This is a genomic window from Chitinimonas naiadis (assembly GCF_054780835.1).
In genome coordinates this window covers 123757-145504 of record NZ_BAAGVO010000005.1, presented here as the reverse complement: position 1 = coordinate 145504, position 21748 = coordinate 123757, and the positions used below count along the sequence as shown (strand labels likewise).

The 21748-nt window shown below is 61.4% G+C and carries 17 protein-coding genes; 9 read left to right on the top strand and 8 right to left on the bottom strand.

The window, feature by feature from the left end:
* Nucleotides 1–2: 2 nt before the first annotated feature.
* The 8 genes from ACYVHK_RS16555 (at nucleotide 3) to ACYVHK_RS16520 (ending at nucleotide 9139) form a co-directional block, all read left to right on the top strand.
* Complete coding sequence (locus ACYVHK_RS16555; protein ID WP_460534340.1) at nucleotides 3–1175, top strand: acyltransferase family protein; 1173 nt, start codon at nucleotides 3–5, stop codon at nucleotides 1173–1175.
* Nucleotides 1176–1198: 23 nt separating this feature from the next.
* The gene (locus ACYVHK_RS16550) at nucleotides 1199–2281 is read left to right on the top strand and encodes an NAD-dependent epimerase/dehydratase family protein (RefSeq protein WP_460534338.1); all 1083 of its coding nucleotides are present in this window, start codon (nucleotides 1199–1201) and stop codon (nucleotides 2279–2281) included.
* Nucleotides 2282–2397: 116 nt separating this feature from the next.
* Nucleotides 2398–3321 carry a glycosyltransferase family protein gene (locus ACYVHK_RS16545; RefSeq protein WP_460534336.1) on the top strand — a complete coding sequence of 308 codons (924 nt, stop codon included), beginning with the start codon at nucleotides 2398–2400 and terminating at the stop codon, nucleotides 3319–3321.
* Between the two features lie 231 nt (nucleotides 3322–3552).
* Nucleotides 3553–5277, top strand: a complete 1725-nt coding sequence (locus ACYVHK_RS16540) for a methyltransferase domain-containing protein (RefSeq protein ID WP_460534334.1) — start codon at nucleotides 3553–3555, stop codon at nucleotides 5275–5277.
* On the top strand, nucleotides 5277–7064 hold the full coding sequence (locus ACYVHK_RS16535; RefSeq protein ID WP_460534332.1) for a glycosyltransferase family 2 protein: 1788 nt from the start codon (nucleotides 5277–5279) through the stop codon (nucleotides 7062–7064). The genes ACYVHK_RS16540 and ACYVHK_RS16535 overlap by 1 nt, the downstream gene beginning before the upstream one ends.
* 1 nt (nucleotide 7065) lies before the next feature.
* Nucleotides 7066–8001 (top strand): glycosyltransferase family 2 protein, encoded by a 936-nt coding sequence (locus ACYVHK_RS16530; RefSeq protein WP_460534330.1) that lies wholly within the window; start codon nucleotides 7066–7068, stop codon nucleotides 7999–8001.
* Nucleotides 8002–8146: 145 nt separating this feature from the next.
* On the top strand, nucleotides 8147–8533 hold the full coding sequence (locus tag ACYVHK_RS16525) for a hypothetical protein (RefSeq protein ID WP_460534328.1): 387 nt from the start codon (nucleotides 8147–8149) through the stop codon (nucleotides 8531–8533).
* Between the two features lie 234 nt (nucleotides 8534–8767).
* Nucleotides 8768–9139, top strand: coding sequence for a hypothetical protein (locus ACYVHK_RS16520; protein WP_460534326.1), 372 nt, complete (start codon nucleotides 8768–8770; stop codon nucleotides 9137–9139).
* 246 nt (nucleotides 9140–9385) lie between these two features.
* Here the strand turns inward: ACYVHK_RS16520 and ACYVHK_RS16515 are convergent, their stop codons facing one another.
* A complete protein-coding gene (locus ACYVHK_RS16515; RefSeq protein ID WP_460534324.1) occupies nucleotides 9386–11254 on the bottom strand; it encodes a methyl-accepting chemotaxis protein in 1869 nt (622 codons plus the stop codon).
* A gap of 1585 nt (nucleotides 11255–12839) precedes the next feature.
* Between ACYVHK_RS16515 and ACYVHK_RS16510 the strand changes: the two genes are divergently transcribed.
* Complete coding sequence (locus ACYVHK_RS16510; RefSeq protein ID WP_460534322.1) at nucleotides 12840–13238, top strand: hypothetical protein; 399 nt, start codon at nucleotides 12840–12842, stop codon at nucleotides 13236–13238.
* 91 nt (nucleotides 13239–13329) lie between these two features.
* Here ACYVHK_RS16510 and ACYVHK_RS16505 read toward each other — a convergent pair whose 3' ends face one another.
* The 7 genes from ACYVHK_RS16505 to ACYVHK_RS16475 form a co-directional block, all read right to left on the bottom strand.
* Nucleotides 13330–13944: a 2OG-Fe(II) oxygenase gene (locus ACYVHK_RS16505; protein WP_460534320.1), complete on the bottom strand. Its 615-nt coding sequence runs from the start codon at nucleotides 13942–13944 to the stop codon at nucleotides 13330–13332.
* Nucleotides 13941–14561, bottom strand: coding sequence for a glutathione S-transferase family protein (locus ACYVHK_RS16500; protein WP_460534318.1), 621 nt, complete (start codon nucleotides 14559–14561; stop codon nucleotides 13941–13943). The genes ACYVHK_RS16505 and ACYVHK_RS16500 overlap by 4 nt, the downstream gene beginning before the upstream one ends.
* A gap of 18 nt (nucleotides 14562–14579) precedes the next feature.
* Nucleotides 14580–15191, bottom strand: a complete 612-nt coding sequence (gene metW, locus ACYVHK_RS16495; RefSeq protein ID WP_460534316.1) for a class I SAM-dependent methyltransferase — start codon at nucleotides 15189–15191, stop codon at nucleotides 14580–14582.
* Nucleotides 15188–16330 carry a homoserine O-acetyltransferase gene (gene metX, locus ACYVHK_RS16490; RefSeq protein ID WP_460534314.1) on the bottom strand — a complete coding sequence of 381 codons (1143 nt, stop codon included), beginning with the start codon at nucleotides 16328–16330 and terminating at the stop codon, nucleotides 15188–15190. The genes metW and metX overlap by 4 nt, the downstream gene beginning before the upstream one ends.
* Before the next feature lie 63 nt (nucleotides 16331–16393).
* Nucleotides 16394–17596, bottom strand: a complete 1203-nt coding sequence (locus ACYVHK_RS16485; protein WP_460534312.1) for an O-antigen ligase family protein — start codon at nucleotides 17594–17596, stop codon at nucleotides 16394–16396.
* Between the two features lie 44 nt (nucleotides 17597–17640).
* Nucleotides 17641–19467: a lipid A export permease/ATP-binding protein MsbA gene (gene msbA / locus ACYVHK_RS16480; RefSeq protein ID WP_460534310.1), complete on the bottom strand. Its 1827-nt coding sequence runs from the start codon at nucleotides 19465–19467 to the stop codon at nucleotides 17641–17643.
* A 99-nt stretch (nucleotides 19468–19566) separates the two neighbouring features.
* Nucleotides 19567–21603 (bottom strand): methyl-accepting chemotaxis protein, encoded by a 2037-nt coding sequence (locus ACYVHK_RS16475; RefSeq protein WP_460534308.1) that lies wholly within the window; start codon nucleotides 21601–21603, stop codon nucleotides 19567–19569.
* Nucleotides 21604–21748: the final 145 nt, after the last annotated feature.

Here is a 21748-nt window from a genome sequence, read left to right as displayed (position 1 = left end):
CCATGTCGACACCTCAGGACGCCATGACCACATTGCGCGATGCCCTCAAGGGGCACGACAACGCCTTTGGCTTTATACGACTGATGCTGGCATTGCTGGTGGTCGTCGATCACGCCTTTCCCCTGGGGGGCTTTGGTGCGGACCGCATGTGGGCCTGGTCCCAGGGTCAGGATTCGCTCGGCGGTATCGCCGTGGCTGGCTTCTTTGCCATCAGCGGGTACCTGATTACCAAGAGCGCCGGCAGTGGTGATTGGCTGCAGTTCCTGTGGCGGCGCGCCCTGCGTATCTTCCCCGCCTACTGGGTGATCCTGCTGCTGACCGGCTTTGTCGTGGGACCTGCCCTGTGGTGGTTCGAGCATGGCGCGCTGACGGGCTACTTCACCATGGGGGTCGGCGGGCCATTCCACTATTTCTACGGCAATATGTGGTTGGACATTGGCCAGTACAGCCTGCACAACCTGTTTGCTACGACCACGCCGTACGGTATCCAGATCAACGAAAGCGTGTTCAACGGGTCGCTATGGACCCTGTTGTATGAATGGCGCTGCTATATGCTGATCGGGGCGATTGCGGCTTTCGGTTTTCTGCGCAAGCTCCCGGTGATGATATGCATCCTGTGCCTGGTGCTCTATTTCCTGATGCTGCTGCAACTGGCGGACCCGGGCTTGACCGGCAAGCTGGCCTCCTGGCTGGCGGACCCCCATACCGTGCGTTACACCTTTCTGTTCATGACAGGTGGACTGATGGCGGTCTACGCCGATCGTATTCCCTTTGATGACCGGATCGGCCTGGCCGCGTGCGGCCTGTTCCTGTTCTGCCTGTTCACGAGCGGTTACGTTTTGGTGTCCTATCCTGCGCTGGTCTATGCCGTATTGTGGCTGGCGGCACGTTTGCCCGCAGCGCTGAAGCGTATCGGGGCGGTCAACGATTACTCCTATGGCGTGTATATCTACGGTTTTCCGATCCTGCAGCTGCTGGCCTACCTGGGTATGCACCGTCATGGCTTTGTCTTCTATACGCTGTTGAGCATGGCGCTCAGTTATCTGTGCGCGGTGGTCAGCTGGCATCTGGTGGAGAAGGTGGCGTTGTCCTATAAGTCCCGTGGCCCAGGCTTGGGCCTGGCTTACTGGTGGCGGGCACTTGGCAGTTTTGGGAAATCAGGTTTCAAGGTTTAGTGATTCAGAACGAAATGACAGATATGAATATTGAGCAAATAGCGCTGGCACTGGCCGGCAAGTCGGTCCTGGTAACCGGTGGTGCAGGATTCATTGGCTGCGCCCTGGCGCGCCGACTTGCCCCCCATGCCGGCCGTTACGTGGTGATGGACAACCTGCACCCCCAGGTGCACGCCCGTGCGGAACGGCCGGCGGCGCTGCATGAGCGGGCCGAGCTGATCGTCGCTGACGTCACCTTACCGGCGAGCTGGGATCAGGTGCTGGCTGCGTTCCGCCCCGATATCATCGTCCACCTTGCGGCGGAAACCGGTACCGGCCAATCGCTGACCGAGGCGTCCCGCCATGGAATGGTGAATGTGGTCGGTACTACCCAGTTGACCGATGCCCTGGGTCGCCATCAGATCCGTCCCGAGCAAATCCTTTTAACCAGCAGCCGTGCGGTTTACGGTGAAGGTGCCTGGGTCGGTGCCGATGGGGTGGTCAGCTACCCGGGCGCGCGTGGTCGTGTACAGCTTGAAGCGGGGCAATGGGACTTCCCCGGCATGGTGTCGCAAGCGGCGGTGGCGGGGCAGACGCAGCCGCAGCCGACCAGCGTGTATGCCGCCACCAAGCTGACGCAGGAACATATCCTGTCTGCCTGGTGCCTGGCCCAGAAGGTGCCGCTGTCTATCCTGCGTCTGCAGAATGTCTATGGACCTGGTCAGTCGCTGACCAACTCCTATACCGGCATCGTGGCGTTGTTCTCCCGCATGGCCAAGGCACAGTCGGTCATCCCCTTGTATGAGGACGGCGAAGTGACCCGTGATTTCGTCTATATCGACGACGTTGCCGATGCCCTGGCTGCTGCCGTGAGCAAGCCGGCAACGCCGGCACGGTTGCTGGATATCGGCTCGGGCGTGGCTACCACGATCCGCCAGATGGCGTCGGAAGTGGCGGCGTACTATGGTGCACCTAACCCGACGGTATCGGGCCAGTTCCGTGATGGCGATGTGCGGCATGCCGCCTGCGCCATCTCTGCCGCGCAGGCCGAACTGGGCTGGGCCCCGCAGTGGTCATTGTCTGCCGGCGTGGCCGCCTTGCAGGTACACATTGCCGACCAGCTGTAACCCGACCGGTCCGTGCCCTGCTACCCAGGGTGCAGGCCGGCCCGATTTTCGTCTGATGCAGCGGCTGTCGCGATTCGTGGCAGCGCGCTCCTTGAATTCCTGTTTCGATTAGGCCTATGAGCGACTCGACCACTCCGACCAAGACTGCACCTACGCTCCGCATACAGTCGATACTCTATGGCAATGCACCGCACCACGTTGAGCTGGCGCTGGAGAACCTGCAGCGGGCGATCCAGCTGGCTGTCACGGACGGCGCCATTGCCCACGCGACAATTGCGCTGGGGGACTGTTCGCCCGAGCGTGTTTTTTCCGATGCACGCATTGCTGAACTGACAGCCTCCTCGCTCGAGTTTGGCATCGATGCGATCGACTACCGTTTCTTTGGCGAGAACAAAGGATCGGCTGCGGGTCACAATGCCTTGCTGGCGGATTTTGACAGCGATCTGGTGCTGATCCTCAACCCCGATACCATCGTTGCGCCCAACCTCTTTATCGAGCTGGTCCGCCCGCTGAGCCGTGCGGATGTCGGCATGGTGGAGGCGCGGCAGTTGCCGATCGAGCATCCCAAGGACTACGACCGGCAGACCGGTGAAACCGGTTGGGCGACGACCGCCTGCGCGCTGGTACCGAAGGCCGTGATCAAGGCCGTGGGTGGCTTCGATGCCGAGACGTTCTTCCTGTACTGCGATGACGTGGATTTTTCCTGGCGGGTACGACTGGCGGGCTACAAGGTGATCTTCCACCCGCCTGCGGTGATCTTCCATGACAAGCGGCTCTCGAACGAGGGGCACTGGATGGTGGGTAATGCCGAGGAGTATTACTCGGCGGAGGCCGCCCTGATGCTGGCCCACAAGTACGGACGCCCGGATCTGGTGGCGCAGTTCAAGGCTGGCCTGTATGCGCAGGGTTCCGAATTGCAGAAGAAGGCGGCGGCGACCTATGACCAGCGGGCGGCGGAAAACCGCTTGCCGGCGGTGATCGAGAACGCGGCCGAGGTGGCTGAGTTCATCGACGGATTTTATGCCAAGCATCGTTATTAATCGTCAGCCTGAGGCGGCATGTACGGAGGTGGCGCTGTCTGCCATCCGCGCCATGTCGACAGGTCTCGAGCGGCAACACGAGGCGCCTGCGGGTGCCGGTGCCGCGCGGTAGGGCTCGCGCACCAATAGGTAGCGGGGCCTTGACGTCCTGGTGCCACATCCCCCCGATTTGCAGGGGCCCCGCCAAGCCGGGGTTCGGGATTTGTTGAGAGATTCGGTAAAGGTCATGCCATGAATGACGTGTATCACTTCAATTTCTATAAGAACAATGTCTACGGTCATGTGGTCGAGCTGATCAAGCAGTACGGTGCGACGACCGGGGTGCATCTGGATATCGGCTGCGGCTACGGTGCCATCGCCGAGCCGCTGCGCCAGATGGGCCTGACCTATGTCGGCGTCGATATCGGTGAATCCGGCCTGGAGGACCTGAAGGCCCGTGGTTTTGAGGTCCATGCCGTGGACCTGCAGGACGTGACGGCCCTGCATGGCAATTTGCAGGCGGTACTGGCGGGCCGCGAGCTGGCGTCGATCTCGGTGCTGGATACGCTTGAGCATGTGCGCACCGATAGCGAGATCCTGGCTGCGCTGCGTGCGCTGGTGCAGGCGACCCCGGTGCCGCTGATGATCAGCGTGCCGAACGTGACCCACCGGGATGTTGCGATCAAGCTGTTTGGCGGGCGCTGGGACTATACCGAGCACGGCCTGCTCGATCACACCCATGTGATCCACCATACCGAATCGCTGCTGACACAGATGTGTGCCAAGGCTGGCTGGCGGCAGGTGGGCGAACTGGATGTCCATATGGAGAAGAGCGACCAGCACTTCCCGGCGGACAATGTGATGCTCAGCCCGAACTCCTTGCTGGGTGGTTACCTGCGGCGCCTGAAAAGCCAGAGCGACCAGAATGCGACCGTGAACCAACTGGTTCGCGCCTATCTGCCCGCGCCGCCGCGACCAGACACTGCCTTGCAGGTGGACCGTGAGCCGCCCGCCCGTCCCTTCCTGTCCATCATCACCCGGACGCAGGGCCGTCGTGCCGGTACCTTGCGCGACGTACTGCTTTGCCTGGCTGCGCAGACCTGCCAGGACTTCGAGCTGATCGTCATCGCCCACAAGGTGTCGGTGGAGCAGCAACTGGTTATCGAGCGGCTGATCGAGGATCAGCCTGCCTATATGCGTAACAAGACGCGCCTGATCCTGCTGGATCATGGCGGCAGAACCGCGCCGTTGAACCTGGGTTTCGAGGAAGCCCGCGGCAGTTATGCTGCCATCCTCGACGACGATGACCTAGTGTTCAGCCACTGGGTGGAGATATTCCGGGATCTGGCAGCCAATGGTGCCAATGGCAACGTGCTGCGTGCGGTGACCGTGGAGCAGGATATCGAGTCTGTGACCTGGTCCAACGGTGTATCGGGTTTCCGCGTATCCGATGCCTTGCGCAAGATTTACCCCAGCGAGTTCGATCTGATCGAGCACTTGACCCAGAACTACACGCCGCCGATGTGCTATGCGATCCCGACCAGCGTGTTCCATGATCTGGGTGTGCGTTTTGACGAGGCGCTGGATACGGCCGAGGACTGGGATTTCGAGATGCAGGCGGCGTTCCTGTGCGGCGTGCAGAGTACGCCGGCGATTACGGCGATCTATCATCGCTGGGTCAAGGGGGAGTCGTCCTATACCGTGCATTCCCGGCATGAGTGGGAGCGCGATCACCGTCGCATCCTTGAGAAGATGGACGCGCAAAGCCAGTTGTTCCCGGCCGGCACGACCCGCCGCATCCGTGAACAGAAAGCCTGGATCGTGCATCTTGAGCGGGAGATCGCCGACCTGAACCTGGTGATCAATGCCAGCCTTACGGTCTGGTTCAAGCGCAAATGCCTGGCCGCCGCACGGCGTGGCTACAATTTTGCCAAGAAAGTGGCGCGCAAGCTTGGTATACGTCGCAGACGCGTTTGATGCCCTCCCTCGACATCTCGATCGTCCTGTATCGGAATACCGTCGAGCAGCTTTCGGGCCTGCTGGCGAGCCTTGCTCGCCAGCGCCTGGAGACGGGTGTGATCGCGAATGTCCTGCTGCTCAACAACGATGTTGACGATGCCGCGGCTGTCGAGGCTCTACTGGGGCGCTGCGAGACGGGTGACCTGGCTGTCAGCCTGCGCCATGCCAGCGTCAACGGTGGCTTCGGTACGGGACAGAACCATAATTTCCAGCACGGCGAAGCCGAGTACTTTCTGGTATTGAACCCGGACTGTGTGCTGGAGGACGATGCCATTGCGTGCCTGCTGGCAGCAGCCCAAGGCGATGATGGGGTGGCCGCCTGGGAAATGCGGCAACTGCCGCATGAACACCCGAAGCTCTATGACCCGGTCAGCGGCGCGACCGACTGGGTAGCCTGCGCGGCCGTGCTGTTCCGCCGCAGCGCCTACGCGGCGGTAGGCGGCTTTGACGAACGCATCTTCATGTATGCCGAGGATGTGGATCTTTCCTGGCGTTTGCGCGCCGCCGGCTGGGGCCTGCGCTATGTGCCGCAGGCCACGACGCGGCATGACAGCTACGCGAACATTCGTGTCCCCAAACCGCTACAGGCTATCGAGAGCGTCTACGGCAGCCTTTGCCTGCGTGCGCGTTATGGTAGCCGTGCCCAGGTGATGGCCGGGCTGGGGTTTGCGTTGCTGCAGATGCTGGCGCCCGAGCGTTTCCCCGGGCGGCGGCGATTGCTCTGGGGAGCGGTGCGGCGTTTTCTCAAGGTGCAGGACGTCTTCCGTACCAGCGGGGAGAGCCTGCGTGGCCAGGGGTTCCTGCCCTATTTCTCGCAATGGAATTTTGCGCCGCATCGACCCGGTGCCTTTCATCAGGCGAGCCTGCCGACACCGGCGCTGGCGCCGCTGGTTTCCATCGTGATCCGGCTGGCAGGGCCGGCACCGGGACTGCTGCATGCCGTCCGGACGGCACTGGGGCAGACCTATCGCCACCTTGAGGTGGTGGTGGTCGAGAATGGACCCGGCGCGCACGAACCTTTACTGCGACCGCTGCTGGCGGACGAGCGGCTTCGCTACCATGCAATTGGCGATACGCTGACACCGGCCGCCTTTGGCAAGTTGGCCTTGCAGCAGGCGCGGGGGGCTTGGATCAATCTGCTGCCCCCGGAGGGGCTGTTGTTCGCCGACCATGTCGAGACCCTGCTGATCGCGGCGACGGAGGCTGGCGCCAAGCCGGCATTTGGCCTGGTCTGGGAGGCAAGCGATTGGGCGCTTCCGACTAGCCGGAAGTTCGGCCTTGCCTGGGAGCCGGCGCCTGGCCGCACGGCGGTGGGAATAGAACAATCGACACCGATACAGGCCGTGCTGTTCCCGCCCAGTGCGATAGCGCGGTATGGCGCCGTGGAGACGGCGAGCGGCGCGCTCGCTGACTGGCAGTTCCTGGCGCTGCAAGACATGGCTGAGCGTTTGCTGTGCGTTGCCAAGGTGACGTCGGTCCTGCCGCTGGCACGACCACTCCCGGCTTTTGCACGGCATGGTACGGAGGAGTTACAGCGCGTCCGCCTGCTGCAGACCTTGCGTGGCGACGATGTGCTTCCCGCATCCTGGCTGACGGCCTATCGCCGACGTCACACCCTGTGCGGCCTGTACGGGCGGGCCAGCCTGATCGTATTGGCGGGCATGGCCGGGGGGAGCCAGGTGGTGGGCTGGCTGGAGGATGCCCGGCAGCGGATGCGCCGCGTATTCAAGCGGGGTGTGATCTGAGATGCCGGCGCAGATCGATATCCTGCTCGCGACCTACAACGGGGCAGTATGGCTACCTGCGTTGTTGGCATCGCTGGAGCGGCAGACGTTACAAGATTGGCGATTGATCGTTCGCGATGATGGCTCGCGTGACGGGACCGTTGCGTTGCTGGAGGCTTTTCAGCGCGCACATCCTGCGCAGGTTAGCCTGCTGGATGGGGATGGTGTCTCTCTGGGGGTGGTGCAGAACTTTGCGGCGCTGGCTGCGGTGAGCGAGGCGCCGTACTCGGTATTTGCCGATCAGGATGATGTCTGGCTGCCGGGCAAGCTGGCGGGCTTGCTTGCCGCAATGCAGCAGCGGGAGCTGGCGACGGGAAGTTCGACGCCGTTGCTGGTGCACCACGATCTGATCGTGGTCGATGCCGACGACGAGGTCATTGCGCCTTCGTTCTGGCAGTTGCAGGGGCTAGATGCCCTGAGGCGCGGTAGCTTCCGCGCCTTGCTGGTACAGAACAATGTGACCGGTTGCGCGACCATGATCAACCGTGCGCTACGCGAGTTGGCCTTGCCGATACCGGCACAGGCCATCATGCACGACCACTGGTTTGGCCTGGTGGCGAGTGCGTTTGGCAAGGTGATCGCCTTGCCGGAAGCCCTGGTGCGCTATCGGCAGCATGGCGGTAACCAGGTGGGGGCCAGCAGCGCGCTGGTGCGCTATAGAAGGGCGATCGTCGATGGCCCCACCGCGCTGCGCCTGCGCGTGACGCGGGGCTTTGAGCAGGCGGCTGCGTTTCAGGCCGGCTATCGGGGGCGGTTGGCCGCGGAGCCTACGAACGTGCTGACCGACTATCTGGCGTTGCCGGACACACCGAGGCCCTGGCGGCAATGGCGCGCAATCCGGGGCGGGTTTCACAAGGCGGGTTTACTGCGGGATCTGGCTTTCTATTGTTTTCTGTAGGCTTGCGGTCCTGACGAAGCATCGTGGTCTGTCCTCAGTGCCAATGCTCGAACAGTGCAAAATGCAAGACCTGACCCTAATCTGTTCGCCCTGTTGCAGATCGGGCTGCCGGAATTACGCAAGAAATTGAAGCCGCGAGACTTGCTTGGCCGTCAGGCTGGGAAGTTTGGAAGGGGTTTCTTGGACAAAGGATTATTGCCCGATGATTAAGATAGTGTTTATTGTTTGCGCCGTCTTATTTGCCCTCAAGATTGTGTGGAATATAGGGACGCCGTTCGTGTTGGCATGGAAATTTCATTCCTCTAAAAAATACGGCGCCGGGAGAGTTGACGAGGCTGAGGAAATTTCCATGATGATAATCATTGAGATTGTTCTCTGGTTGTTAATGTCTTTGATTGCCTTGCTGGTGAATGGGGGGGTAGTGCCGGGTTTCGCTTTCGTGTTCTGGGGAGGTTTTGCAGGTATTTTTTCTTCATACCTGATTGCGGGAGTTGCTTTGACTTTCCTCAGGAAGCATTCTTTTAAAGAATAAAATATGCGGGAAAAGCAAGGGGCAGATCACGATTTTCTATATGTAAATCGTGGTCTGCCCCCTGTTTTATATATTTTTGCAAATTGGAATTTCTGAGTTTGTTCAAAGGTTAATCCAAGCCGCCAAGCAGTGGGGAACAATTAGCACAGGCCTTATTTTGCCAGTCAAAACTATGCCTACGCCTTAGATGCTCTAAGGACGTCTGAAGTGGTGTTTTTTGCCGGAGTGGTGTTGATGAGTGATATGTCGGAAAAGCAAATGATTTATCAGGAATTATTGAAGCTGTCACTTGTTTATCTTAGAAATCAAGCGGCGGGTTCGTGGTGGCAAAGGTTGAATGATCGTTCTGTTTACTATGAAACGGAGCTGATTCACAATCTTCCGATTTCCATGTTTCGAGCTGACTTTGTGGAGCATGATATTTGGTTTCTAAATGTCCAGGCGCGAAACTATTATGATACTTGCAATGCCCAACTGTCTCCGATCTACACTCAACAAATTGCGTATCTGATTAAGTTGTTCGGGCAGGTGCCAGATAGTATGCGCAGCCAGTTGAAATGGGATGGCCCAAAGGATGCTAACCCTCTGTCAATCGGGATGGGCTAAAGAACTGGATCATACCGATCAAGAAAAATAGGGGACAGACCACCATGGCCCGCCCTCTTCGTATCGAATTCTCTGGCGGTCTTTACCACGTCACCTCAAGGGGTGACCGGCGTGAATAAAAATAGGGGGCAGACCACGATTATTTTAGATTTGCTGCCACGGTTAAGACGATCAGTCCAAAAGGTCAAATCTTATGCCCGGCCGCACCCGCCTCTTTGTCCCTAATTTCTCCTATTTTGCTCGTAACTAGAGCCGGAACCGTGCCACCAGCGACTTCAGCTCATTGCCGCGCTGTGCCAGCTGGTTGATGGTGCCGAGTGCGCTCTGTAGCCGCAGATCGGTCTGCTGGGTCATTTCGTTGATGCGCTCGGCGCTGCGCGCCATATCGTTGGCGGCCGTGCCTTGCTCCGAGGTGGCCGAAGCGATTTCGCCCATGCGGGCCGATATGCCCTCGGCGTTGCCCTTGACCTCTTCCACCTGGCCGGCGGCCTGCTGCGACAGCGATACCCCGGATGCCACGCGGCGGCTGGTGGCGTCGGCGTGCTTGTTGGCTTCGCCAGTGAACTTGATCACCGTGTCTATCATCTCGGCAATCTGCACCGTGGCGCTGGAGGTGCGCTCGGCCAGCTTGCGCACTTCATCCGCCACCACTGCAAAGCCGCGCCCGGTCTCGCCGGCCCGCGCTGCCTCGATCGCTGCATTCAGTGCCAGCAGATTGGTCTGGCCGGCAATATCGTGGATCACGCTGACAATGCCGCGGATCTGTTCGGACTGGTTGCTCATATCGCTCATCACGCCGTGCAGCGCACTCACTGCCTCCTGAATGCCCTCCACCTCTTGCTCCACCGCCAGCATGGCCTGGTGCGATCCGCTGGACTGGGTCTTGGAGACGGTGACCAGGTGATCGGTATCGCTCACATGGCTGGCAATATGGTTGATGCTGACGGTGATCTGCTCGATGGTGGCGGCGGTGGCCGACAGCTCGGCCGATTGCACCCGCGAATCCGCGCCGATCCTTTCGGCCACGCAGCTCAACTCCTCGGCATCCTTGGCAAATGCGTCCGACTCGTTACGCACGGTGATAAACATCTCGCGCAACGTGCTCACAAACTGGTTGAAGGACGCTGCGATCTGCCCCACCTCGTCGCGCCGGACCACCGGCAGGGTCTTGGTCAGGTCGCCATTGCCGCTGGCCACTTCCTGCATGGCGCGGTGCAGATCACCCAGGCAGCCCAGCATGCGGGTCACCCCCACGTAGGCCAGGACACCGGCCACGCCCATGCCGGCCACGGTAAGGATGATTAACACCAGCAGCAGCTGATTGACCGGCGCCATGGCGGCCGCATAGGGCACCACCACCCCCATCAGCCAGTTGGTCTTGGGCACCGCATAGAGCGCCACCATCTGCCTGGCCCCATCCAGCTTCACCTGCTGGATCGCGCCGTCCTTGTTCAGCCCGGCCAGGTCAAAGCCGGGGATCACGTCGCTGATCTTCTTGAGCGCGGAATCCTTTTGCGGATGGGCAATCACGTCGCCGTCGCGGGTGATCAGGAAGGCGTATCCACCGCCCGGCAGCTTGGCGGAGACCACCTCCTCCACCACACGGTTCAACATCACATCCGCGCCCGCCACCCCCAGCACAGTGCCGCCGTCCTTGCGCACCTGGGCAAAGGAGATGATGGGCCGCTTGGTGGCGGCGTCGACATAGGGCGGGGTGGCAATGGGACCATCGGTGGTGATGGCGGCCTGGTACCAGGGGCGCACGGTTGGGTCGTAGCCCGGCGGCAAGGCGTCGGCACCAGACTTCTGGGTCATGGTCTTGTCGGGCTGGCCCAGGTAGACGTTGTCAAAGCCGCCGGCGGTATTGGCCTGGTCCAACAGGCCTACCAGTTCGGCCTTGCCCAGCCTTGGCAAGACGGAGGCCAGCGCCTGCTGGCGCGTTCCCACCCATTCAGACACAAAGCCCACTTTGTTCTCGACCGCCATGCGGATCTGGTCATCGATCTGTGCCTCCAGCGCGCTGCCCATCTTCCAGTAGGCCACGCCGCAGAACACGATGGACAAGGTCGCGATGACCGCCAGGACAAATACCGTCAATTTGGTACGTAACAGCATGATGTTCCTTCACAAAGCGCTTATGGGGAGGCACTGCAAACAAGGTGGATGCCGGACTGCTGACGACTATGGCATCGCGCTGACCCCAGCGCAGCCTGCTTTCATGATAGGCACAGCCAGAGCATGTTCAATCGGCAACGGCCTTGTCGCTGCCTTCACCCGCCTGAACCGTTGCTTTACCCATCCAGATGAGGAAGAGAAAAGAGTTGGGCCCATGCAAAATACAAGACCCGACCCCTGGCTCACCTTTCGTTGCTCAACATGCCTGGCCTCGGTATTACAATTGAGACTGGGCGCGGCGCCAAGATACGAGGTCTTGAACTTTGGACACAAGTAGACGATGCAAAATACAAGACCTGACACCAATTTACGAAAACCGTGGTCTGTCCTTAATTTCGTACTTGTTTTCTTAGATATTGGGAGCGAATTGATATGCTCAGGACATTAGTAAACTAAGCCGGAAGTGAATATGGAACTTCTTATGATCGTGTTGCTTTTTTCGTTCATTATTTCCTCCATTGGTGTATCGAACGATGGTCGGTGGTTGTTGAAGAACTTGGGACAGCACTGCGTCGATGTTGATGCGTCTGTTGGCGGTATTGTTAAGTTGGGTTTGTTTGTATTTAATTCTAATTTCGAAAACATAGCGGATGAATTGGTACGGGGAAGGCTGATACGCTATAGGCGTAGGTGGTTTACTTCAATGTGGTTGTTTGGCGGGTTTGTTCTTGTGTTTTTCTTAGTTGCTTTTTCTAAGTGATTCCAGAAGGGGTAGTTGTGATTTTGTAATTAGAACAGGTGGCTAAGTCTCTACGTTATTCGGTAAGATGGATTTACGCTCATCTTGACTCAGTATCTGCGTGGCCTGATTCTCTTTCTGCTCGGGCCACGATAGTCGTGTAAAGCATATAGCGAGTTCCGCCGCTAATTTGCCGAAAAACCATTTCCTTCCTCCCAGCCACTGTGGCGGGAGATACTCAGAGGGGTTGGATAAATATGAAAAATACAAAGCCTGACCACGGGTTTTATAAAAAATTGATAGGTAAAATGGAGAGGTGATGAGTATGGAGTCAGCGGTTGGAGTGAAAAATTCTTCGCCAAGAAAGAAGGTCTTAATTTGGTATGTCCTTATATTTATTTTTGGTGCAGTGCTGATTATGTCGCAAATGTGGGTATCTCAGTTCTCTGGCTTACTTAGTGTGATTGGATTGTATTTGTGGGGAGGGGTGTATTTTCACTCGCTAATTGGAAATTATAAAGATAAAAGGCCGATGTATACTGCGGAAGGGTTGATTAGATTTCAACGGCACCCTTGGCGATTTCGCTTCATCTATTTTGTTTTATTTATATTTGGATTCGGCTTTCTACTTGGCGTGCTGCTTATTAATTTGAGATGATGCTCTTGCCCGCCGGGTCAGCGAGCTGTACCGCTGGGTCATCCAGGCGATCACGGTGTCAGAAAATGTGTGATTGCAACACCTGCCTCCAACTTCCCTGAGTGCCGAGAAGTGCCTTACGCCCTGCTTGGCGGCGGTCTGCGCGGGTCTGAAGACCCGCCCTACAAATGTATTCAAGGGGATGGTCATTGATTGTTGATGATAAGTATCACTTGCTGGCGTTGCACCGCGTCATCATGCAGGCCAAATTTGATGGCGATCCCAGTGATACGGCGATCCCATTTAGCCCGATTGTTTCAGGCATGGCTAATCAGATAGTTGATGAGATCATTTCCGCCCTGAATCAGGAAAACAATCCCCAGGAGGCGGCTGCGTGGAATGAATGGCGTTTGGTCGAGCCGGGGCGGAAAGAGTATTTCCTGATCGAAAAACGATACAGGGACAATGTGGCGCATGATCCCTCAGGGGAATTCGATCGCGATGAATTGTTAATGGTCCTCTCGGCGCCGCTGAGGCTTAGCGAGGTGGCCAAGCGTGCGATCCTGGAAGCTGCACGAGCCCCGTCTGGTTCCCTGGATGATGGGTGAAAGGGCAGCTAGCACCCTACTCCGGCCTACTGCCTTGCCGCGGTAGTTGGCATTCGAGGGCCTTGGTGCCAGCCGCGAGGCCGGTGGCACCCTACCGCTTCAACCACCCCGTCAACGACCACCGTGCCTGCATGGCCGGGCGGACTTCGTGCCAGAAGCGGTCCGAGAGGAACAGGACGAGGCGGCCGCCGCGTGGGGTGATGTCCTGCCAGGCGTCTTCGTCCTTGTTGTCCAGCCAGATCCGCAAAGCGCCGCCATCTTCGTCTTGCCAGTCGGCATTCAAATAGAACACGACCGAAATGGTGCGGGCGTCGTCGTCGCGGAAGCGGTCGATATGGCGTTTGTAAAAGCCGCCGACCGGGTAGTGGGCGTAGTGGAATTCGCCTTCCCGGATGCCGAGGAAAAGATCGCGGTTCAGGGCGGCTTGCAGGGATTCGATCGCCTGCCAGTAGGGGTGTTCGGCGGGGCTGTGGTTGCTGGGATCGAGCCAGCGGACGCTGTCGCCACGGACGTCGTCGCGGACTGTGCGGCCGCCGGCGCGACCAACGCTGGCGCGGTGGAACTGGCCGGCGGTCAGGCGGGCTTCGGCTTCGGTGCGCAGGGCGGCGACTTCTGCGGGTGAGAGGAAGTCATCGCAGACGACCCAGCCGTGCTCTGCCAGCGTATCGATCAGCGCGGGCAGGCGTTGTTGCAAGCTTGCCGTCATGCGAAATGCCGTTCCCAGACGCTTTGCAGGCGGGTGTCCGCCAGGGTGGGAGCCAGGGCGGCCAGCAGCTTGGGGCAGTTGGCCTGGAACCAGTCGCGACCGGGGCGCCAGTGGCTCATGGTGGCGGCGAGCAGATCCAGTGCGGTCAGTTGGTGGGTGAACAGGTAGGGTTCACCGGCCAGTTGTGATTCCACGACGCGCCAGTATTCCTGCAGGCGTGAGCGGGCGAAGGCCTTGAGGGTGGATTGTTCGGCTTCGCCGGTGGTCCAGCGCTCGGGAAAGTCGCCAACGCCGATGGCGGCGTAGTTGTTGGCGGACAGGTAGACCAGCCAGCGCAGGACGGTTGCGCGCTGGGCGGCATCCTGCGGCAGCAAACCGGCAGCGGGGTGTTGTTCGGCCAGCCAGATCAGGATGGCGGCGCTTTCGGTCAGGACCGTGCCGTCGGGCAGGAGCAGGGTGGGGACCTGGACCAGGGGGTTGTGGCGACGCAGTTGTTCGACGCCCGGACCGCCGCGCCAGGGCTCGGCCTCGATCACTTCGAATGGCAGGCCCAGCAGGGTCAGTGCGGCTTCGATGGCGGCCGAGCCGCAGCCTTTGCAGCCATAGAGTCGATACATATGGGCCTCCTGTCTTGTCTATGCCGGCGTGACGTCGTGCTTTTCGAATCGCACCAGGGCGAGGCTGCCCAGCAGGTTGGGCAGGAAGGTGATGCGGCGGCCCTGGTGCATGACGATCTGGCTGGTGATGCGGGCGCCGTGCGATTGCAGCAGGGCCTCGAAATCACGCAGCGTGCAGAGGTGGATGTTGGGCGTGTTGTACCACTGGTAGGGAATGGTCTCGGACACCGGCATACCACCCAGTGCGAGCTGCCAGCGGTTTTCCCAATAACCGAAGTTGGGGAAGGTGACGATGCCGGTGCGGCCGACGCGCAGCATTTCGTCGATGATGGCTTCGACCCGTTTCATGGACTGGATGGTCAGGGACAGGACGACGTAGTCGAAGCTGTGGGCTTCGAAGCCGGCGAGGCCGGATTCCAGGTCGCGCTGGATGACGTTGACGCCGCGGGCGACGCAGCCGATGACGCCGTCCATGTCGATTTCGACGCCGTAGCCGCTGACATTCTTTTGTTCGCGCAGGTGGGCCAGTAGTTCGCCGTCGCCGCAGCCGAGGTCGAGCACGCGGGTTTCGGGGGCGATCCAGCCGGCGACGCGGGCCAGGTCGGGACGGAGGGTGGCGGCGGTGTTCATGCGCCCACCTCGTCGGCGACACGTTTGAGGTAGGCGTCCATCAGCCGCATATAGGGTTCGTCCGTCATCAGGAAGGCGTCGTGGCCGTGGACCGATTCGATCTCGGCGTAGGTGACCGGCTTCTTGGCGTCGAGCAGGGCCTTGACCGTTTCCTTGGAGCGTTCCGGCGAGAAGCGCCAGTCGGTGGTGAAGCTGACGACCAGGTATCGGGCTGGCGAGGCGGCGAGGGCTGCTGGCAGGCTGCCGCCGAAGTGGCGGGCCGGGTCGAAATAGTCGAGGGCCTTGGTCATCAGCAGGTAGGTGTTGGCGTCGAAGACGTCGGCAAAGCGGTCACCCTGGTAGCGCAGGTAGCTTTCGATCTCGAATTCGGTGCCGTAGCCGAACTGGTAGCCGTCGGATTTCAGGGTGCGGCCGAATTTACCGCCCAGGCCTTCGTCTGACAGGTAGGTGATGTGGCCGAGCATGCGGGCGAGCTTGAGGCCGCGCTTGGGCTGGACGCCATACTGGTAGTAGTCGCCGCCGTGGAAGTCGGGATCGGCCAGGATGGCGGTGCGGGCCACGTCATTGAAGGCGATGTTCTGGGCTGTGAGCTTGGGCGCCGAGGCGATGGTGAGGCAATGGCGGACGCGCTGCGGAAAGGTGACGGTCCAGCGCAGTGCTTGCATGCCGCCAAGGCTGCCGCCGATCACGGCGGCCCATTTTTCGATGCCGAGGCGGTCGGCCAGTCTTGCCTGGGCGTGGACCCAGTCGTTGACCACGACCACCGGGAACTGCGAGCCCCAGGGATGGCCAGTGGCCGGGTTGATGCTGGAGGGGCCGGTGGAGCCGTGGCAGCCGCCGAGGTTGTTGACGCCGACCACGAAGAAGCGGTTGGTATCGATGGGCTTGCCGGGGCCGATCATGGTGTCCCACCAGCCCGGGTATTTGTCTTCTTCCGTATAGCGGCCGGCGACATGGTGGTTACCGCTGAGTGCGTGGCAGATCAGGATGGCGTTCGAGCGTTCGGCATTGAGGGTGCCGTAGGTTTCGAACATCAATTGATAGCGCGGGATGACGGCGCCGCCCTGCAATTGCAGGGGTTCATCGAACTCGGCGCACTGGGCGGTGACCAGGCCGACAGAATGCGGATCGTGGCTCATTGCGTATACGGTGGGTGGTTAGCAGGGCAGTGTAGCGAAAGGCCGGGGCAGCGGCCAGTTGCTTCAGGCAGTTGGGCGATTGCTACGGCCGGCCCAGCCCAGCAGCAGGACGACGGCGACAGCGTACCAGGTGAGCAGGAAGCGGTGGACGAACAGGGTATCGGTCAGGCCGAGCAGGATCGTGCCGAGCACCAGGGCCTGGCCTGCCCTTGCGGCTGCACGCTGGCGGCCGTCACCTTGTTCGTAATGACGGAAGGCGCGCCAGGGGAGGTACAGGCCGGCGAGCAGGGCCAGGGCGCCCAGCAAGCCGCCCGAGGCCAGGGCGTAGAGGAGCTCGTTGTGCGCATGGTTGTGCAGCAGCAGGGTCGCTGGACCGTCTCCGTGGTGCGCCATGCCAGCCAGCCAGGGGCCGAAGCCATCTGCGCCCAGGCCCAGCAGGGGGTGGGCCAGGAAGGCTTCCCAGGCGCCGCGCCACATGACGAAGCGCAGGCCGATCGAGGTATCGGCATTGCCCTGGTCGTAGAGCTGGACATCCTGCAGCGCAGCTTGCCAGCGCAGGGCGAGATCCGGGATCAGCAGTGTCAGCAGCAGGACGTTGATGGCCAGCAACAGGGCGATGCCTTGCTGGCGGCGGGAGTTGCGGCCGAAGAACCAGATGCCGAGTACGGCGGTCGCCAGCCAGGCGCTACGAGAGCCGGACAGGATGATGGTGATCATGCCGGCGACGCCTGCGAGGGCCAGGCCCACCCGGCCCGCGCCAGACCGATGCTGCAAGGGCCAGGCGGCAGCGACCAGTGCCAGCATCAGCAGTGCCAGGGCGCCGTAGGTGTTGGGGTAGTGGTGGCCTTGCGCACGGCTCATGCCGAGGTAGAACACCTGCCAGAGGGAGATCCCGGCGGCGATCAGTAGCCCGGCGACCAATGACCACCAGGCGACGCAGACGGACAGCCTGCCCCGGCGGGCGAGCGGGAACAGCAGCAGGGCGAGCAGCGGGCAGAGGTAGGGGACCATTTGCCGGGTGCTGGCATGCACGTTCAGCAGCGAGGTGAGACCGGCGGCCGAGACGAGGGCGATGGCGCCAAGTGCGGCCTTGTCCGGCCGGGGCAGCGCGCCGTCGGATCTGCCGGCGAGCAATGTCCACAGGCCGGCCAGCGCCAGCAGCAGGACGACCTGGTCTGAACCTTTGACCGTGAGGGGCAGCAGGCAGGGGTAGGCAAACAGCAGCAGGCCTGCGAGCCAGGTCCGCCAGTTGGTGCGGTTGATCATCAGGTCGGGGCCATTCTCATGCCAGCTTGCGTGCGGGGGCGCGCTCAGGCGGCCTCGGTGCGCTGTTGTCGATAAAGATTGGCATAGATGCCGTTATGAGCCAGGAGTTCGGCGTGGTTGCCCATCTCGACGACGCGACCGGACTGCATGGCAACGATGCGGTCGGCGTTCTCGATGGTGCTCAGGCGGTGGGCGATGATGAGGGTGGTACGACCCTGCATCAGTACCTCCAAGGCGGCCTGGACCTGGCGTTCGGATTCGGTATCGAGGGCGCTGGTTGCTTCGTCGAGGATCAGTACCGGCGCGTCCTTGTACAGCGCGCGGGCGATGGCGAGGCGTTGGCGCTGGCCGCCGGACAGGCGGGTGCCGTTCTCGCCGATCTGCGACAGGTAGCCATCGGGCAGCTGTTCGATGAATTCATGCGCGTAGGCGGCCTTGGCCGCCGCCATGACCCGTTCCAGGCTGGGCGATGGGTCGCCGTAGGCGATATTGGCGAGCAGGGTGTCGTTGAACAGGACGACTTCCTGGCTGACCAGGGCGATCTGGCGGCGCAGTTCGTCCAGCTTGTAGTCGCGCAGGTCGATGCCGTCGAGCAGGATCTGGCCGCTGCTGAGCTCGTAGAAGCGTGGTAGCAGGCCGGCCAGGGTGCTCTTGCCGCTGCCGGAGCTGCCGACCAGGGCGACGGTCTCGCCGGGGGCGATGTCGAGGGTGACATTGCTGAGGGCGGGCTTGGCGTCGGCGTCGGTGGTGTCGTACTGGAAGCCGACGGCTTGCAGGCTGAGGCGGCCTTCGGCCCGGGCGATGGCTTGCTTGCCCTGGTCCGGCTCGGGTGTTTCGTCCATCAGGCCGAATACCGATTCGGCGGCGGCGAGGCCGCGTTGCAGCGGTTCGTTGATCTTGGTCAGGTTCTTGATCGGGGCCTGCATGGTCATCAGGGCGCCCATGAAGGTGACGAAGGCGCCGGGCGACAGGGCGCCGGACTGGGCGCGGGTGAGGGCGAAATAGATGACGGCGGCGAGCGTCAGGCCCACCAGCATGAGGGTGATGCCGGAGTTGAGGGCCGAGGTGGCCGACTGCTTGACGGCCAGTTGGCGGTTCAGCTTGGCGACGGCGTTGAAGCGGGCTTTTTCATAAGCCTGGCCACCGAAGATCTTGACCACTTTCTGGCCACCGATGCTTTCGTCGAGTACCCGGCTCAGTTCACCCATGGCCAGTTGGCCGCTGTGGCTGAGCTTGCGCATGCGGCGGCCGGCGAAGGTGACGATGATGGCGACCAGCGGCAGGAGGCCGAGACAGAACAGGGCCAGTTGCCAGTCGATGAGGAACAGGGTGACCAGGTAGCCGATGGTCTGCACGCTGTCGCGAACCAGGACGTTGAAGACGTTCAGGCCGGCTTGTGAGACCTGGCTGGCATCGAAGGCCACGCGCGACAGGACGGTGCCGGTGGAGCTATGGTCGAAGAAGCGGTTCGGCAATTGCAGGATGCGTTCGAACATCTTTTCGCGCAGGTCGGTCTGGACCCGGCTGCTGAGCCAGGCGGCGCCGTATTCCCCGGCGAAGCTCGCCAGCATGCGGATCATGGCGAGGCAGAAGATGATGATGGGGATGGCCCACAGTGCCGACTCGTGCGGGTTGAGTGGCTTGACCACCTGCAGCATGTCTTTCACCGAGCCGAGCAGGCCGCCGGACAGCGCCTTGGTGCTGGCGGCACTGGGGGGTTGCATGGCGTCGATCACGGTTTGCAGTTGCGCGACCAGCATCACGTCGTTGATGGCGCCGATGGCGACGGCGAGCAGCGTCAGCAGCAGGGCGCCGCTGTAGGGACGGAAGTGACTGAGCAGGCGGAAATAGAGTTGTCGGTTCGGCTGCACGGTGGCCAGTGGGAGCGAGGGAAGGCGGTATTGTAACCGCCTTCATGACGCGCCCGGCGGCAATGCTGCCGTCGGGCATCGGTGCATGGGTGGCGAGGATCAGGCGGACAGGGTGCTCAGTTGTCCGTTCAGCTCTACCGCGACGCCGGCGAGGCGATTGGCGGTTTCGTCTTCGTCGGCGCAGGCGTGGGCATTGCGTTCCGCCATGTTGGCGATGCGTTCGACTGTCTGCGCGACCGCGTGGCTGGCGGTGGTCTGTTCGCGCGTGGCGTCGGCGATATCGGCGACGATGGTGACGACCTGGCCGGTCTGGGTGGCGATTTCGGCCAGGGTGTCGCCGGCGGCCTCGACGGTTTTGACGCCGTGGCGGGTCATCTGATTGACGATCTGCATGCGTTCGGCGGCGTTCAGCGTCTCTTGCTGGATGGAGGCGACCATCTGGGTAATTTCGCCGGTCGAGAGGCTGGTGCGTTCGGCTAGTTTACGGACTTCGTCGGCCACGACGGCAAAGCCGCGGCCTTGCTCGCCGGCTCGGGCGGCCTCGATGGCGGCGTTCAGCGCCAGCAGGTTGGTCTGTTCGGCGATGTCCTTGATGGTGCGGACGATGCCGGTGATTTCCTTGGAGTGCTCGCCCAGTGCGACCACGGCCTGGGCGCTGGCGTCGACAGCGGCGGAGACTTCGCCCATCTCGACCACGCTGGCGGCGATCCGGCCGCGGCCATCGTTGGCGGAACGACGGACGGCCTCGGCCAGTTCCTGGGCCGACTGGGTATGGGCTGCGACCTCGGCGATGCTTTGCGACAGTTGTTCTACCGCCGCGGCCATTTCCGCCGCCGACTGGCTCTGGTCGAGACTGGCGCTGGCGATGTCGCCGGTCTGGGTCTTGAGCACGCCGGCGGATTCGCTGACCCGCTTGGAGGCATCCGCCACGCCATGCACCAGCTCCGACAGTTTGCCGGCCATGCCGTTGATCTCCAGGGCGAGGCCGTCCATTTCATTGCGGGAGCGGTGATCGCCCTCTGGCACGCGGGTCGAAAAACGGCCCTGGCCGATGGCGGCGAGTCCGGCCTGCACGGCCTTGAGCGGTTTGAGCTGGGAGGCGATGGTGAGGTAGAGCAGGGCGACCGTGGCCAGTGCCGAGACGATGCTCAGCAGGATGAGCTTGTTGCGCAGGTCCAGTGCACCCTGAATGAACTCATCGAGATAGCTGCCGGCGGCAATGTGCCATTTCCAGTTCGGGTTGTAGGCGTAGACGATGAATTTCTCGGCTTGGCCACCATCCTTGGCGGCCTGGTAGTGGTAGTCGCCGCTCTTGTTGCCGAGTAGCTCGCGGGCGACGCCCTGCATGGCGGGGTCGTTGAGCTCCTTGATGGTCTTGCCAGTGTCATTGCGGGCGACCATGAGCCGACCGATCGCGTCGCCTTCTTCGCCTGCCATGGCGAATACCGAACCGGTCTGGCCGATCTGGACGCCGGCCAGGATCTGGTTGATGGCTTCGATATCACCGGTCAACGGGACGCGGACCGAGTAGTAGCCCAGCAGCTTGCCGCTGTCGTCCTTGATCGGCTCGGCCCGGCTGACGCTGTACTTGCCATTGCGGACGATGATGTCCAGGTAGGGCTTGCCGGCCAGGATGGCGGCGGCGACCGGGTCGTCGTCCTTGACCACGCTGCCGATCATGGGCTTGTCGTCTTTTTTCAGCAGTGTGGCGGTGCGGATGAATTTATCGCCGACGCGCTGCACGACGGCGCCTTCCAGCCCGCCACTGGCTTTCTTGAACGCTTCCAGCGGGCCGAGCTGGCCGGTCATGACCTGTTTGTCGGTACGCAGTACCGGGACGGTGTATTGGCCGACCTGCGCATTTTCGCCATCCGCGTGCAGGCGGCCGCCGATGGCGTCGCTGAAGATGGCGATCTCACGTTCGCCCCGCCGCTTGGCGGCGTTGTAGGCGACATCCAGGAGGCCATTGAGGACGTTGATGGTGTTGCCGAGGTTGCGTTTGGCTTCTTCTACCGCGACCGCGCGGGTCTGGGTGGCGACATAGACGGTGATGGCACTAAAGACGATGGTGCAGACCACGGCGCAGACGATGAGTACCTGCAGGGAGATACGCGCGTTTCGGAAAGCTTTGAGCATGGTGGACTCCTTGGGTGCCCGGTGCTGCCAGTTGCTGGTTCTGTATTTTTCCGGTGGATCAACTATAGGAAATAAGTGGCCTGCTCGTACGCACGGTGCCGTGGTGGGCTTTCCGGCCTGCCTGTGGATAAGCGAGATGTGTAGA